Genomic DNA, 14,566 nt, shown 5'->3' on the forward strand with positions numbered 1-14,566 from the left:
ATGGGAGAGGCTATATTTAATGTATCCTGAAACAGTTAGAGAGGTAAAGCAGATTACAAAGGAGTACATGGAGCACTATAATTATTCCAGAGCTCACCAGTCCTATGATTACAAGACACCTGCTGAGATATACTTTTCATCGCCGTGTGAGAACTTAGAAAAAGCAGCTTAATTTAAAGAAAGGGGTTCATAACTAAGAATTAAATAAAAGTGTCTTGACACCCGTATACATTATCAAGGATAGGGGTGTTAAGAAAACAGTTCATGCAGTTGATGATGTTTCATTTGATATATATCCCGGAGAGACCTTCGGATTAGTTGGCGAGTCTGGATGTGGAAAGACTACAACGGGTAGGACAATTATCAGGCTATACAACCCTACTGGTGGCCAAGTCATTTATAAAGGCCAGGATATTTCTGGACCTATGAATAAAAAGATGAGGGAATTCATTACAGATAACATTGCAATGATCTTTCAAGACCCGATTGCATCTTTAAATCCCAGGATGACAGTTATGGAGATAGTAGGAGAAGGGCTTAAAATTAGAGGGATTACAGACGAAACTAGAAGAAATGAGCTGGTCGTAGATATGTTAGAACATGTTGGGCTTCAGGCGGAACATGCAGCCCGTTATCCCCACGAATTCTCAGGTGGCCAAAGACAGCGAATTGGTATTGCCAGGGCCCTTATTATTAACCCTCAACTTGTTATTGCAGATGAACCAGTTTCTGCACTAGACGTTTCCGTCCAGGCCCAGGTCATTAATTTGCTGAATATGCTTAAAAAGGAAATGGGACTAACTATCCTATTTATTGCCCATAATCTTTCTGTCGTAAAATATTTTTCTGATCGCATTGGTGTAATGTATTTTGGTAAACTTGTAGAGCTTGCGGATTCTGAGGAGCTATTTAAAAACCCTATGCATCCCTATACTAAAGCTCTTTTATCAGCTATTCCACAGCCTGATCCACGCTCAGAGCGTCGTCGAAAGCGGATACACTATGATCCGCAACTACATAAGTACACGGAGGGTAATAATCCGAGATATCATGAAATTTCAGAAGGACATTTAATTTACTGCTCAGATAGTGAGTTTGAGGAGTATAGAAGAGAGTGGAAAAAATAAAGGGGGGGAAGTTAGTGGAGGAATTTAACTTGGACATTGATTGTGTGGACTTTACAGGTGAGGCAAGTGGCCCATCTATTGTTTTCACAGGAGCAATCCACGGAGATGAGCAAACAGGAACTCATACAGCACATTTACTAATTCAGGCCCTTAAAAAAGAAAAAATATTAGGTAATATCAGGATTATGCCTATATGCAACCCCAGCGCATTTAAAGCCCGTAGAAGGCCTGCTGTAGAGGATGATGAGGATCTAAATAGGATCTTTCCTGGTAAGAAGGATGGAACATATAGCCAGCAGCTGGCTCATAGGATTTGGGAGCTAACTGAAGATTATGAATATATAGTAGACCTGCACTGCTGCGGTATTTATGGTAGCGAGTATACTATGTGCTGGTACAGTAAGTATGATTTTCATCCTAAATTGGCAAGGTGGTTGGGTTATAAATCCGTTGTACATACGGCTGGAACAGGTGGGCAGTTCTACCTTGAGTCTTGTGAGAAGAGAGGACAAAAGGGGCTGCTAATAGAGCTTCCTGGTGGCCAGCCAAGGGGAGTAATTAATCAGGAGTCAGCTGTTTCAAGTTGTGAAAAGCTTCTTAATTATTTAAAGCTTATTGGTGTTATAGAAGGCCGGGGAGTTCTACCTGAAGAGCCAAACTATTGCGGATTTATAGATCCGGATGCTGCCCTTGCTAAAGAGGATGGTGTTTATTATCCCATGGTAAAGCCAGGTGATTACATCAAAAAAGGAGAAAGCATTGCAAGGGTAGATGAGGAGGACTACACTGCACCCTTTGATGCTCTAGTAACCTCAGCCCCCATTAGTAGGTATGTATTTGAGGGTGATAGGTTGGTTTCTCTGGCACCAACAAGATCAGTCGAGCCTGGTGAAGTATAGGGTATTAAGTGCTAAAACACTTAGCCGAATAGATACTGGCTAAAACCTTCCTGATAATTAAAATGGCTCAGTAAAAATAGTATTATATTTAGCGAAAAATTGATACTAATCTAGTGTGCCCAGAGGCCATCATCAACTAGCAGGAAAAAAAGATAGAATATTAAAACAAGGCTCCTTGGTTATTAACCTATGAGCCTTGTTTTGATACTAGTCATTAAAATTCTTTTTTTCCTGGATGGTAATATAAAAGTCTGAAGCTAGGGCCATTTTTTCTTTTCTTATTCTCAGGTCACAGCTATGCTTACCCTGAGACCAGCGCAAGACATGGCTTGATTCGTCTTCATAGTAGTCAAGATTGTCCTTGCCTGAGGTAAAGTCCTGGTAGAACTTAAAGATTTCTTCGGCAGAAAGGCTTGAGTTAAACCCTTCAATATGCTGTGTTGAATAGCTATTGTCTTCATAAATATTGATGGAATTCTGATAGATTTGGTCAGTGCTTATAGTATCATCAGGTAGGTCAATAAGATTCCTGATGGCAAATTCAAAGTAGGGATTGTCTATACCCATTTCTTCTGGCTCTAGCCCCAGCTTCAGATCAACGTATCTAAACTCTCTTTCAGCAAAGTCATCATAGAAATCCACATAGCTGCCGGAAGCATAAAGGCCATCAATGGTACCAGTGAAGTTCGAATAATTTGTTTCATCTATATCAATTAATTCTTCAAAAAACTTATAGACTTCATCCTCTTCAGCCTGGGTGAGGTAGATGAGCCGGTAGTGATTTAAGTTAATATCTTGGGGCTCTAATTTATTCATATAGATTTCCACAGTATGTACTATTTCAGGTTCTATCAGGCTTATGCGCTCCATGGGAAAGCCCTGGAAGATCATAACCTGGCTGGCAGTAAGTGCATCGACTTCCTCTTCTTCCTCTTCTTCATCGGCAGCTTCAATCTCAATTTCTTCCTCATCTTTAAGAGCTTCTTCTTCATTCTCTTCCCTCATTTCAGGGGCTTCTTCCTGGTTTAGATCCGGCTCTTCACTTATATCTGGTTCCACTGTTTTTGTGCATCCTATGGCTTGTAGAAGGACAAGAAGAATAAGAAGTAGAATTATTTTTTTCATGGCGCCCTCCCTCCAGTTTCTAGATGAACTTAATTTAATTGTATTATACTTTACTCCAAGCAGATTGTTAATATACCCCTAGACATCTTTTTTAGGCTCCTTTTGACTTAGCTTAATGAGATAAGAAGCTATAAACTTCAGCCAAGGATTACTTGACTATGGTAGACTAAGGTAAAAACATCTACAAGGGGCTCTAGTTAGTAAAGCTAGGAGAAGAGGATAAAGGACTTAGGAGACCTGAGACTTTTAAAATCCAGTTATAGGCTGATACATTTAGAATTTGGAGGATTATGTGGGAGAAGCAAGGCAGATTATAAACTTTGATGAAGCAGTAAAAAAACCAGCAAACCTTGGCCTGGTTGAAAGAATTTCTGTATTGGCAGCCAAGCTGATTTTTCTTATATTGCTAGTGGCTATTGTGGTATTTAAAATCAATTTATTTTCCCAGTCCAGCCTTCTTGTAAAAACACTCTATATACTGCTAAATATCTATGCAATTCCACTTATGCTTAAAACAAAGGAAGTGCCTTCTCCTGTGGAATTTCGCTTTTATGGCAGGTATCTGGTTGTAGATTATCCAAGAAAGTATTACAGCAAAAAGGACACTAGAAAAGAAGAGTTTATCTTTAAAAATTCTGAGATTGACTATGCCGTCTACAAGATGGATAGTAAGGTGCTTTCAATTAGAGGACAGGCAAAAAGCAAGCACTATTCTTTTAATAAAGAGGGTCAGCTTGATGAAAATTCAGAAGTAGAAGGGGGGCCTAGAGAGGTTAAACTGGATTTTGATTTGAGATTTTTAGAGGGACTGGAGATTATTGAAAGCTTTGAAAAATACACAAGAGTTCGAGTACTGGTAAGTAAGGGATAGCAGGAATAGATTGCTTCAACAAGTTGGTTTTTATAGTGGAAGAAGATGTATTTTAGGAGCTGGAGGAATTAAATTTTAGGAGGCTCTACTTAAAGAAGGATTATATAAAGAAGATGGGGGTTCTACTTTCAGAACCAAGAACTTTGCAGATACTATAAAGGGGTTCCGCATAGCTTTATAAGAGGGCTGAAAATTTTTTAAATAGAATAGGTTGATAGGATGTATTCATCCCTGAGTAGAGAAAAGAAAGTGGGGTTTTCTTTGAATAGGAGAAATTTTTTATTTATTGGACTATTATTATTAGGTTTAGTGATTTTGGTTGGATGTATCGGAGGAAAAAAACTGAACAAAAAAGATCTAGAAGAGTTATTAGAGATTCAAGCAGACTTTGCAGACTTTCTTTATAATAATTATGAGTTTGGAAGCTATGATGAGCTGGAGCTGGAAAAGTTAGAGCAAGAATACAATGATGGTCAAGGTGATATGACTAATGAAGAATTTCTTGATGAGATGGCAAAACTTGAGATGATGCAAGAAGTAGAAAAGATAGAGTTTATTGGCTATGAGATTAGCCCTATGAACTCTCTAGAGATGTTTTATAAAGTAAATGATATTTTTGAAGGGAGTGTTTACTTAGATACAATTTCTGCAGAGGCGGGGAAGTTAAAGTTTTCTGGACCTGCTGATGATGGTCAAGAACTCTTTCCCATGAATAAAAAACACTTAGACAAACCTATAGGCAATCTGACCTTTCCAAGGGAGTTAATTATTTTTTATGAGGGAGGGTTAGATGGATAGGAATAGATGTTTTTAGTTACCTATGTAGTAGGAGATGGCTTAGCCTTCTAGAAAGCTTGAGTAAAAATTAAGAGCTTTTGCTCTAAGTTCATGAGATAAAGTTAAGGTTTTTTGGTGACTACTTTGGTTAGATTGGGGGGCATTTAGTGATTAAATTTAAATATGATAAAGAAGTTTATTCTAAAGGATATGGGAAGGCTTTTAATAGGGCAGTTTTTGTATTTATGCCAGGTTTTATACTTGCTTTCCTGATTTTACTTACACAAACAGCCTTTCCAAGTGTAAATCTAGATCTTAGTAATATGCCAGTTTCAGAACTTATAGCAATCTATACTGCTGCTTCATTTATTGGCTATCCTTCAGCCTTATTAATAAGAATGGGATATAGGGTTTTCTGTGAAGAAAGCATTCTAAGAATTGATGATGGAACCCTAAAATATGATGTCCTTGTTAAGAGAAATTGGACTTTAGCAGGCTATGTAACGATTTATCATAACTATGTAGCTAAAAGAATTAATCAGATAAATGTAGGGAAAAGATTTTATGATTTAGTAGCGGAATTCGAAAAGACAGTAATATACAAGGGCAACGAGGAACCTGCTGAAATTGTTGGAGAGATGCGTGTACCAATTGCTTTCAAGGATATGGAAAGACTATTAGAATATGGTAATTGGAGAATAGACCCTAGGTAAGGTCAAGGAGTATAACCAGCTTGGAAGAGAGCTGTATTCAGCTGACAATTGCTAGAAAGCGATAGAATATTTTACATAGTATTGATGTAATTCATTAGGTGGTGATATCATGGCAAACAAAATTTTAGATGGGATAATGGGCCTGGTTGTGGGGGATGCCCTGGGTGTTCCAGTGGAGTTTCAGACTAGGGAAAGCCTTAGGAGAAATCCTGTTAAGGGAATGAGGGCCTATGGCACTTATAACCAACCAGCAGGGACCTGGTCTGATGATTCTTCTATGACCTTGGCCCTCCTTGATAGCCTAAAGGGTGGCCTTGATTATGAAGACATTATGGATAAATTCCTCCTCTGGTTTGAGTCTGGTGAATATACTCCCTATGGGCTTGCCTTTGATATTGGAATAGCTACTTCCCAGGCCCTAGGTAGATACAGGGCGGGGGCCAGCCCCTTAGAAGCTGGAGGAAGTGGAGAGAGGGATAACGGCAACGGTTCTCTTATGAGGATTCTTCCCCTGCTCTACTATTTGCAAGAAAATTATGGGAGGGATTTTACGAGTTTGGATGGGGCCTTTGAGATAATTCATAGGGTATCCTCCTTGACCCATAGGCACAAAAGAAGTTTGATTGCCTGTGGGATCTACCTTGCTATTGCCAACGAGCTTTCTACTTCAGATAGCATAAGTAAGGCTGTTGAAAGGGGTTTATATTTAGCTCTTTCTTACTACAGAAAAAGGTCTGACTATGTAGGGGAGCTTGCTTATTTTTCTAGATTAGAAGATAAGGATTTTGGGGGTCTTAGTGAAGATGAGATAAGAAGTTCTGGCTATGTCGTTGATACTTTGGAAGCCTCTATTTGGTGTATAGTTAATACCAAGTCCTATGGAGAATGTGTCCTTAGGGCAGTGAATCTTGGAAAGGATACCGATACCACAGGAGCAGTGGTAGGGGGCCTGGCAGGTCTCTACTATGGTTATGGGGCTATTCCCAGCGATTGGCTGGGTGCCATAGCTAGAAGGGACTATGTAGAAGGACTATGTAATGAGCTCTTCTTAATAAAGGAAAATAGAAAATGAAAAAAAGCAAAGATACCTTTATATTATATAGTAAAGGGTGCTTAGGATGGCCTTAGAACTTTACCAATCAGACAGCTCTGTTAACTAGCAAGGTGAGGTTCACATAGCCAATATCCTTTATAGTTTGGGTATCTTTTTTGAATAGAAAGATGGGAGGTAGAAAAATATGATGAAACTATGCTGGCTGGGGGAAATCGATGTAAGTGTATTCCACTACTTTTTAGATTTATCTGATTATAAGGTATACCGAGCAAATCTTGACAAATATAATAAAACCCAGCTGGAATTTACCCCTACGACTGCAGCCTTGGTCGTTGGGCCAGTAGTAGCAATTATGAGTGTTTTGTTTAGGAACAAAAACCTTGTATTTGATAAAGTACAAATTATTTTAATGGTTATATCGCTTTTGTTTTTAGCTGTCTCTGTATCCATCTTCTATGATAGAAGTCAGAAAAAACAAAAAGCTTTTATTATAAAAAACTCAATAGGGGAAGAAAAGACGAAAAAAGATATTCTTGCTTTTTACAATGCTGGTAAAAAACAAAGATTGGGGATTATGTTCTTCATTGCTTTTAGCTTCGTTTTTATGATACTTGGAATATATATAAATAGAGTTGAAAAAACTTTTTTTGGAATTATAATACTTTATTTAGCAGCTTTTAGCACAATAATATGGATTAAGGTTCTTTCCCCTGTCAAACTGATAAAAACAATATTGTATTTAAATAAGGAAGACATATAAAATTAAGGGGTTTTTATATTCGCAGAAAAACAGCTGAAGTCTTATAACATATATATAGAACCTTCCAAAAAAACTTGGATGGAAATAAGATTTTCAGTAACAAGGAGGTTATAGGATGGTGCGAGGCCAAAATGTACAAAGAGTAGTAGTAATAATTTTAATAGTGTTTTTAATGGTTTCTTGTCAGAAAAATTCTTCACTTGATGAGAACAATCTAGAGGAGGAGTCTGTAGTATTAAGCCGCAGGCAAAAGGACATCTTAGAGGAAGTTGGGCTTCCAAGTAAGTATTCAGAGTTAAACAAGCAGCAGCGGAGCAATATTGTAGCAATAGGTGAGCTCTTATCTTACGTTGAGGATAAGTATGGTGAAAAGTTTAAGTTTAAGGGTTATGTTCCAGGTGGACTGGAAAAAGAGCATATAACTCTAAATACCCCCTTTGGTGTTTTTCGTGCTTGGAGAGAGCTTATAGATGGGGAGTATGTTTATGATGATAATTATGTAAGGATATTTGCCCATATTCCCTATAGCCAGGCATTAGGTGAGTTTATAGAAGGTGAAATTGGCAATAGAGAATTTAAGATATTTTCAGGTTCCGGTTACTTCATATCCGATGACATGGAAGAAATGATTGTGGCTATGGATGAAGGAAGGATTTTGGAGGTTTTCTCCGGTACGACGTCAGTATTCGTAGATGATCCTTTTGAGGAGGGTGAGCTGGAAGAAATTGTTCAAAGATATGCTGAGTGGAGGGTCCCTGCAAGTAAGGGTCAGTCTTCCCTAACTACTTTTTATCTAGTTGAGAAAGAAGAGCTTAAATGGATAAACCAGTTTAATTTCTTTGAGATATCAGAATCAATAATAATACGTGGTCTTAGGTGTTATATAAAAGAATCAGGAGAAATTAGTATTGTGCCTAGAGGAGAAAGTGCATGGAAGGAAGATTAAACGATAGTCAAATGATGTTATTAGAGCAAGTAACATACCTGACACCAATAAATATTAAAAACTATTTATTAAAAAGCTATTAAAAACTATTTATTAAAAAGGCTTTACTTTTTTTCTGAGCTGTTGTACAATCTGTTTTATATTAATCGAGCTTAAAGACTTCGACGAGGAGAGTAGCTTTAAGATACTTTGACAGCGAGTCCCGATAGGTGAAAGGGGATAAAGGTAATTAGAGTGAAAAGGGCCTCTGAGTTGTGCACCGAGATGAGAGTCAAGGCTGCAACGGTTTCACCCGTTATAGTGACAGGGTATAAATCTTTTTAGAGGAGTACCTGGTAAGGTCTCTACTGTGAGGTAGGGATAAATTAGGATGGCAACGCGACACTCTCGTTCCTAGGTTTAACTAGGAAGGGGAGTTTTTTATTTACCCTGGTAAGCTCAAATAAAAAGAAAGGAAAAAGGAAAGATGAAAAAACAAATGAAGATGATGGTAGTTGTATTAATACTTAGTGTCCTTCTAGCAGGCTGCTCAAATGCCAGTGCTGCTGAGAACAAGAGCTTACTGGAGACTATTAAAGAAAGAAAGGTCCTTATAGTGGCCACTAGCCCAGACTTTCCACCCTATGAGTTCATAGACTCAAGCAAGCCTGCAGATGAGCAGGTAGTGGGAGCGGATATTGAGCTGGCCAAGCACATAGCTGAGGAGCTGGGAGTGGAGCTAAAACTAGAGATATCTGACTTCCCAACAGCCATAGCAGCCCTTACAACTAAAAAGGCAGATATCATTGTATCGGGCCTTGGCTATAAAGAAAGCAGGCTTGAATCCATGGAGTTTACCAAGACCTATAATCCTTCTGAGAAGAGCGCTGATAGTTTTCAAGGAATTATGATACCTGAAGAAAAGCTTGGGGAGCTCAAGGTTTATGAGGATTTTGATGGCTTAAAGGTTGGTGCCCAGTCGGGTTCTTTACAAGAAGGTTATGTGAAAAGCAACATGCCTGGGGCAAATCTAGAAGTTATTGCTGACCTACCTACTGGAGTCCTAATGCTTAAGACAGGTAAGATCGATGCCCTGGCAATGCCTAGTACTACAGGAGAGCAGTATATAAGTGCCAATCCAGGACTAGTGATGTCAGAGATTCGCTTTGAAGACTCCAGGCTTGAAGAATATGATGGAACTCTAATTGGTGTTCAAAAAGGAGAGCTGGAACTCCTCGAGGTTTTAAACGAAATAATTGACCAGCTTCTTGAGGATGGAACCTATGAGAAGTGGGAAAGCGACTTTACGGAGTACGCCCAGCAGATTGGAGCATAGGAGATGAGTATACTAATAAGTACACTGGGAGTGTTCACCCAGTACTGGCCAGTTTTCCTTCAGGGACTGCTGGCCACCCTTTTAACATCCTTTGTAGTGGTCCTCTTTGGGACCCTACTAGGGATCCTACTTTCAACCATCAGGCTCTCAAAGTACAGAGCCCTATCAGGCCTTGTAGAGACCATGGTCTCCTTTTTAAGGGGAACCCCACTACTTTTGCAATTATACTTTTTTTATTTTGCTCTGCCTCAGATTTTGGGGATGGATATCCCTAAAGAAGTCAGTATTATTATGGCCCTAATCCTAAACTCCAGCGCCTATGTCTGTGAGATTTTCAGGGCAGGAATCCAGGCAGTTGACCCTGGTCAAAGAGAGGCTGCAGAGAGTCTAGGTATGAGGGAGAAGCACATAATGCTTAGGATTATTATCCCCCAGGCCATTAAGAACATCCTGCCTGCCCTGGGCAATGAATTTGTAACTATGATAAAGGAGACTTCCCTAGCTTCTACTTTTTATGTAGCAGACCTTATGACCAGCTACAGGGTTGTAATGAATGCCTCTTATAAGGCAGTGGAGTCTCTTCTAATCCTAGCCCTTGTATATTTTGCCCTAACCTATACATCTTCCCGACTTGTGGGAGTCTTAGAAAGGAAACTGATGGCCAGTGTCTAACATCATAGAGATTAAAAACCTAAAAAAATCCTTTGGGGAGCTTGAGGTTCTTAAGGGAGTTTCTGAAACAATTAAAGAAGGGGAGGTAGTCTCAATTATAGGCCCCTCAGGTTCAGGTAAGTCCACCTTTCTGCGCTGCCTTAACCTTCTTGAAAAGCCCGACTCAGGAGATATTGTATTTGATGGTAATTCCCTTATAGAGGACAAGGTAAACCTGGCTCTACACCGCCAGAAGATTGGCATGGTTTTCCAGCACTTTAATGTCTTCCCCCACCTTAGTGTGCTTGATAACATTATTTTGAGCCCTATTTTGGAGAAAAACCTTTCTAAAGAAGAGGCTATAGAGCAGGCTAGGGAACTCTTAGAGCAGGTAGGCCTTCTTGATAAGATAGACGTCTTTCCAAGAAAACTCTCTGGAGGACAAAAACAGCGTCTTGCCATAGTCAGAGCCCTGGCCATGGATCCCATGGTCATGCTCTTTGATGAACCAACCAGCGCCCTGGACCCAGAGATGGTCAAGGAGGTCCTGGAGGTTATTGTGGGTCTGGCTAAAAAGGGCATGACCATAGTCATAGTGACCCATGAGATGGGCTTTGCTAAAGAAATTAGTAACAGGGTTTTATTTATGGATGATGGGCTCATTGTAGAGCGGGGAAGCCCACAGGATATCTTTGATAATCCTAAGAGTTCAAGGACCAAGGAATTTTTAGAAAAAGTTTTATAGGAGAAAAAAATGATTACTACCTTTAAATATAATAGCTACTGGGACTATGAGACCATGACAGGTAAGCTTAAAGAGCTAAAAGCCCTCTACCCAGAAGTGATTTCCATAGAAAGCCTGGGAAAAACCAAGGAAGATAAGTCGGTCTGGGCAGTTACCCTTTCCAAGGGAGATAAGGATCCTAAGGATAAGCCTGCCTTTTACATAGATGGCAACATTCACGCAGGGGAGGTCACAGGCTCCATGTGTGCCATGTATGTGATAGATGCTTTATGTACTGGTAATGAGGAGGAAGATATAGATTATCTTCTTAATAACTATACCTACTACATCCTACCAAAACTTACTCCCGATGGCAGTGATTATTACCTGCATACAGCCAACAAGCTGCGCTCAGTTAACAAGGTCTATCCTGAGGAAGCTAAGAAGGGCCTAGTGGCTAAGGACATGGATGGCGATGGAGTAATCCGCCTTATGAGGTTTAAGAGTGGACAGGGGGCCTGGAAAATTTCTAAGGAAAATCCCAGACTCATGGAGGGTAGGCTGCCCCAGGATACAAAGGGACCCTTCTACCATGTAGTTACAGAAGGAGAGGTTAAGGGGGACTTTAGCCTGGGCCTTATAACAAACAAGAGTCCCTGGGGCTATGACTTTAATAGGAACTTTCCATTTGGCTGGTACGATGAAAAACGCCAGCCAGGTTCAGGAGAGTACCCTCTAGTCCATGAAGAAACTAAACTTATGGCTAACTTTATCCTAAGTCATCCAAATATAGGCTTTGTCAATGCCCTGCATACTTCAGGAGGGGTTTTTATCTATCCTCCTGGAACCTACTCAGCAAGTGATGCCCACCAGAAGGACATGGAGATCTTTAAAAGGATGGGGGCCTATGCCAAGGAGTGCACAGGCTATAATACAGAAAACATCTTCGACGCTTTCCTAGCAGATACTAAGAACTACTCTTCTGGGGCCTTTGATGATTGGTGCTATGAGTCCCAGGGAATTCCAGCCTTTACAATAGAGCTATGGGACGCTGTGATAAGAAGTGGGGTCAGCTATGATGACTATAGAAAGTCAATGAAGCCCTCTTTTGAGAACATCAAAATCTACGAAAAGCAGCTTAAGTGGGTTGAAGAAAACTGTGGACCAGAAAGCTTTAAAGACTGGGAAGTCTTTAATCATCCCCAGCTTGGGGAGGTTGAAATAGGTGGCTTTGACTTTAAGTTCACCCTCCAAAATCCCCCCGAGTCCCTTCTTCTTCAAGAGGTGGAGAAGGTGGGTAAATACCTGGTAGATAGTGCAGCCTGCCTACCTAAACTTGTAGTAGAGGATACAAAAGCAGTGGAGATGGGTCAGGGTCTTTACAAGATTAGTGTCACTGTTTCTAACTCAGGCTATCTACCAACCTACCTTACAGAAAAGGCCAGGGAAAGTGGTAAGGCCCAGCCCATAAAAGCCAGTATTTTAGGAGAAGTAGAGTGTATAGGTGAAAAGGAGCTTGAAGCTGACTTTCTAGCTGGCTTTGGGGGCATTACTACTGGTTATGGCTATGATGGCATAAGTAGTGGTGGAACTCTTAGCCCAGTCCAGGTCTTTGACTGGTATGTAAAGGCTAAAGCCGGTGATAAAGTTCAAATAGAAATTGTACAGGAAAAGGCTGGTAAGGAATCAGTTAGTCTTGTTTTATAAAACCCTTATAAACCATGGTTACCTAGTATTATAAAGGAACCATGGTTTAGCTTTATCATTCTTAAAGTTAGCGGATTAGTTTTTTCAACTGATAAAAAATATATAAATGTAAGGCTTATTCATCGCTAAACTAGGGCCTTTAAATATCTAATCATGCAATAAGCATTTAGATGATGTTTTTTCATGGACAATGATGTATAATTAAAGAAATAATTTAAGTATTAACTATAACCAAGTGCTTTGAAAAACAAGCAACTAAGAAGAAAAGAGGCTGAAATGAAAAAAAGAAAGATACTCATTTGGTTGGTTGTTCTTTTAATATCCCTACTGGTACTGGGCTCCTGCGGTTCAAAGGATGAGCCTGTGGAAACTCCTAAGCCTAATGAGGTTGAGGAGAAAGAAGATCCTGTTGTGGAAGATCCTGTTGTAGAGGAGCCAGTGGTGGAAGAAGAGGAAGAAGAGGAAGAGGAAGAAGAGGAGACACCGGATACTGTCTATGTAAAAAAGAAGGTTCTTCTGGATGAAGATGACATACTAATAAAACTAACTGGACTTTACGGGGATGAATTTACTGGCCCATATTTTGCCTTGGAAACAGAAAATAACTCTGAAAAAGATATACGTATTAATATCGATGAGATGTCGGTTAATGGAATAATGATTCCTCCTTTCCTATCTGAAAAGGTAGAAGCTGGGGGAAAGAAAGAAGGTAAAATAGAGTTCAATGTAAGTGAGCTAGAAGAGGTGGGGATCCTACTTCTTACTGATGTAGAGTTTAGGTTTATTGTTAGAGAAGAAGGCAGCCTCGATGTTATCTTAGAAAGTGATGTAATTGAGATAGAGGTTCTAAACACAGGTGATTATGTCCAAACCTACAGTTTCTCAGGCCAAGTAGTTAATGATGGTGACTACATAATCACTATTGGAGAACTTGGAGAAGATGACTTTGGAGAGCCTAATCTAGAAGTACTTATTGAGAACATGTCTAATGAAAATATCACCGTTCAAGTTGATAGCTCCTATGTAAATGGCACTAGGGTCTATGCATATATAACAGCTGATGTAGTAGCTGGTAAAAAGTATTTTAGCGTAATTGTCTTTGATGAGGAAGAGCTAGAAGAAAATGAAATTGAACAAATCGAAGAAGTTGAAATAAGCTTCTCGGTCTATAAGATGGGTACCTATGATATTCTCTTAGAGACAGAAGAAGTTAAGCTGGAGTTCTAGAAACTCTCCTTGCTAATATGTAGGGGGCTGTCGGGAAATAGATAGCCCTTTGAATCAAATAGCACTCCGAAAACCTAGTGTTTGAGGAGTGCTTTTTTTGTCTAAAAGTATAAAAAAAGACAGCGATTTCTCACCGTCTCTTCCCGCTACATTGTATAATGTAACTATGCAAAACAACCATTATTATTATAACGAGTTTTTCGAAATAGGGCAACTAAAATTCCACTTTGACCTATATCAGATAGGCCTTAAAGCTGACGATCCTGTCTATACCCTAATAAAAGTATTGGAGGAGCTTGATTATTCGAGTCTACTGGCTCGCTACTCACAAAAGGGAAGAAAAGGCTATAATCCTATCATGATGTTCTCAGTTATTCTCTACGCCAACATGCGTGGGGTAAGGGCTGTAGACCGAATTGTAGAGCTCTGCGAGAGAGACCTAGCCTTTATCTGGCTTACTAAGGGGCTAAAACCCAGAAGAGACGCCTTCTATGACTTCATAAATAATAAACTTACTGAGGAAGTCCTTGAAGACCTCCACTATCAGTTTATCAGAAGACTCTCAAAGGAGGGGCTTATAGGTCTAGAGGCTCTTTTTGTTGATGGTACAAAGTTTGAAGCTAGTGCCGGTCGCTACACCTTTGTGTGGCGGGGTTCAGTTAACTATCAC

Annotated in this window: 16 protein-coding genes and 1 other annotated feature; of the genes, 15 read left to right on the forward strand and 1 reads right to left on the reverse strand. The window is 39.7% G+C overall.

The window, feature by feature from the left end:
* Positions 1-19 precede the first annotated feature (19 nt).
* Genes GXZ13_07455 through GXZ13_07465 form a run of 3 tightly spaced genes read left to right on the forward strand, consistent with a single transcriptional unit; the run spans position 20 to position 2,026 of the window.
* Complete coding sequence (locus tag GXZ13_07455; protein NLX75638.1) at positions 20-172, forward strand: transposase; 153 nt, start codon at positions 20-22, stop codon at positions 170-172.
* Between the two features lie 43 nt (positions 173-215).
* A complete protein-coding gene (locus GXZ13_07460) occupies positions 216-1,127 on the forward strand; it encodes an ATP-binding cassette domain-containing protein (GenBank protein NLX75639.1) in 912 nt (303 codons plus the stop codon).
* 14 nt (positions 1,128-1,141) lie between these two features.
* Positions 1,142-2,026, forward strand: coding sequence for a hypothetical protein (locus GXZ13_07465; GenBank protein ID NLX75640.1), 885 nt, complete (start codon positions 1,142-1,144; stop codon positions 2,024-2,026).
* Positions 2,027-2,233: 207 nt separating this feature from the next.
* On the opposite strand, the gene GXZ13_07470 is transcribed toward GXZ13_07465, so the two are convergent.
* Positions 2,234-3,151, reverse strand: a complete 918-nt coding sequence (locus tag GXZ13_07470; protein NLX75641.1) for a hypothetical protein — start codon at positions 3,149-3,151, stop codon at positions 2,234-2,236.
* A gap of 292 nt (positions 3,152-3,443) precedes the next feature.
* On the opposite strand from GXZ13_07470, the gene GXZ13_07475 reads away from it, so the two are divergent.
* The 12 genes from GXZ13_07475 to GXZ13_07530 all read left to right on the forward strand — a co-directional run.
* Positions 3,444-4,022: a hypothetical protein gene (locus GXZ13_07475; protein NLX75642.1), complete on the forward strand. Its 579-nt coding sequence runs from the start codon at positions 3,444-3,446 to the stop codon at positions 4,020-4,022.
* 261 nt (positions 4,023-4,283) lie between these two features.
* Entirely contained in the window at positions 4,284-4,820 is a 537-nt protein-coding gene (locus GXZ13_07480) for a hypothetical protein (protein NLX75643.1), read from the forward strand.
* Positions 4,821-4,966: 146 nt separating this feature from the next.
* Positions 4,967-5,512 carry a hypothetical protein gene (locus GXZ13_07485; protein ID NLX75644.1) on the forward strand — a complete coding sequence of 182 codons (546 nt, stop codon included), beginning with the start codon at positions 4,967-4,969 and terminating at the stop codon, positions 5,510-5,512.
* A gap of 109 nt (positions 5,513-5,621) precedes the next feature.
* Complete coding sequence (locus GXZ13_07490; GenBank protein NLX75645.1) at positions 5,622-6,584, forward strand: ADP-ribosylglycohydrolase; 963 nt, start codon at positions 5,622-5,624, stop codon at positions 6,582-6,584.
* A 166-nt stretch (positions 6,585-6,750) separates the two neighbouring features.
* Positions 6,751-7,326, forward strand: coding sequence for a hypothetical protein (locus tag GXZ13_07495; protein NLX75646.1), 576 nt, complete (start codon positions 6,751-6,753; stop codon positions 7,324-7,326).
* Between the two features lie 115 nt (positions 7,327-7,441).
* Positions 7,442-8,272, forward strand: coding sequence for a hypothetical protein (locus GXZ13_07500; protein NLX75647.1), 831 nt, complete (start codon positions 7,442-7,444; stop codon positions 8,270-8,272).
* Between the two features lie 152 nt (positions 8,273-8,424).
* Positions 8,425-8,670, forward strand: a binding site (T-box leader).
* A gap of 68 nt (positions 8,671-8,738) precedes the next feature.
* Positions 8,739-9,587 (forward strand): transporter substrate-binding domain-containing protein, encoded by an 849-nt coding sequence (locus GXZ13_07505; GenBank protein NLX75648.1) that lies wholly within the window; start codon positions 8,739-8,741, stop codon positions 9,585-9,587.
* A 3-nt stretch (positions 9,588-9,590) separates the two neighbouring features.
* Entirely contained in the window at positions 9,591-10,259 is a 669-nt protein-coding gene (locus tag GXZ13_07510) for an amino acid ABC transporter permease (protein NLX75649.1), read from the forward strand.
* Between the two features lies 1 nt (position 10,260).
* A complete protein-coding gene (locus GXZ13_07515) occupies positions 10,261-10,983 on the forward strand; it encodes an amino acid ABC transporter ATP-binding protein (GenBank protein NLX75650.1) in 723 nt (240 codons plus the stop codon).
* Between the two features lie 9 nt (positions 10,984-10,992).
* Complete coding sequence (locus GXZ13_07520) at positions 10,993-12,669, forward strand: zinc carboxypeptidase (GenBank protein ID NLX75651.1); 1,677 nt, start codon at positions 10,993-10,995, stop codon at positions 12,667-12,669.
* Between the two features lie 276 nt (positions 12,670-12,945).
* Complete coding sequence (locus GXZ13_07525) at positions 12,946-13,896, forward strand: hypothetical protein (protein NLX75652.1); 951 nt, start codon at positions 12,946-12,948, stop codon at positions 13,894-13,896.
* 166 nt (positions 13,897-14,062) lie between these two features.
* Positions 14,063-14,566: transposase (locus GXZ13_07530; GenBank protein NLX75653.1), on the forward strand; the 504-nt coding region annotated here is incomplete at its 3' end.

Source organism: Synergistaceae bacterium, assembly GCA_012728235.1.
Classification (GTDB): domain Bacteria; phylum Synergistota; class Synergistia; order Synergistales; family Synergistaceae; genus JAAYFL01.

Bases quoted from the DNA above. Each gene is read 5' to 3' on its own strand.
- GXZ13_07455 (NLX75638.1), top strand. From the start codon at position 20: ATGTATCCTGAAACAGTTAGAGAGGTAAAGCAGATTACAAAGGAGTAC.
- GXZ13_07470 (NLX75641.1), bottom strand. From the start codon at position 3,151: ATGAAAAAAATAATTCTACTTCTTATTCTTCTTGTCCTTCTACAAGCC.
- GXZ13_07490 (NLX75645.1), top strand. From the start codon at position 5,622: ATGGCAAACAAAATTTTAGATGGGATAATGGGCCTGGTTGTGGGGGAT.
- GXZ13_07495 (NLX75646.1), top strand. From the start codon at position 6,751: ATGATGAAACTATGCTGGCTGGGGGAAATCGATGTAAGTGTATTCCAC.
- GXZ13_07500 (NLX75647.1), top strand. From the start codon at position 7,442: ATGGTGCGAGGCCAAAATGTACAAAGAGTAGTAGTAATAATTTTAATA.
- GXZ13_07505 (NLX75648.1), top strand. From the start codon at position 8,739: ATGAAAAAACAAATGAAGATGATGGTAGTTGTATTAATACTTAGTGTC.
- GXZ13_07510 (NLX75649.1), top strand. From the start codon at position 9,591: ATGAGTATACTAATAAGTACACTGGGAGTGTTCACCCAGTACTGGCCA.
- GXZ13_07520 (NLX75651.1), top strand. From the start codon at position 10,993: ATGATTACTACCTTTAAATATAATAGCTACTGGGACTATGAGACCATG.
- GXZ13_07525 (NLX75652.1), top strand. From the start codon at position 12,946: ATGAAAAAAAGAAAGATACTCATTTGGTTGGTTGTTCTTTTAATATCC.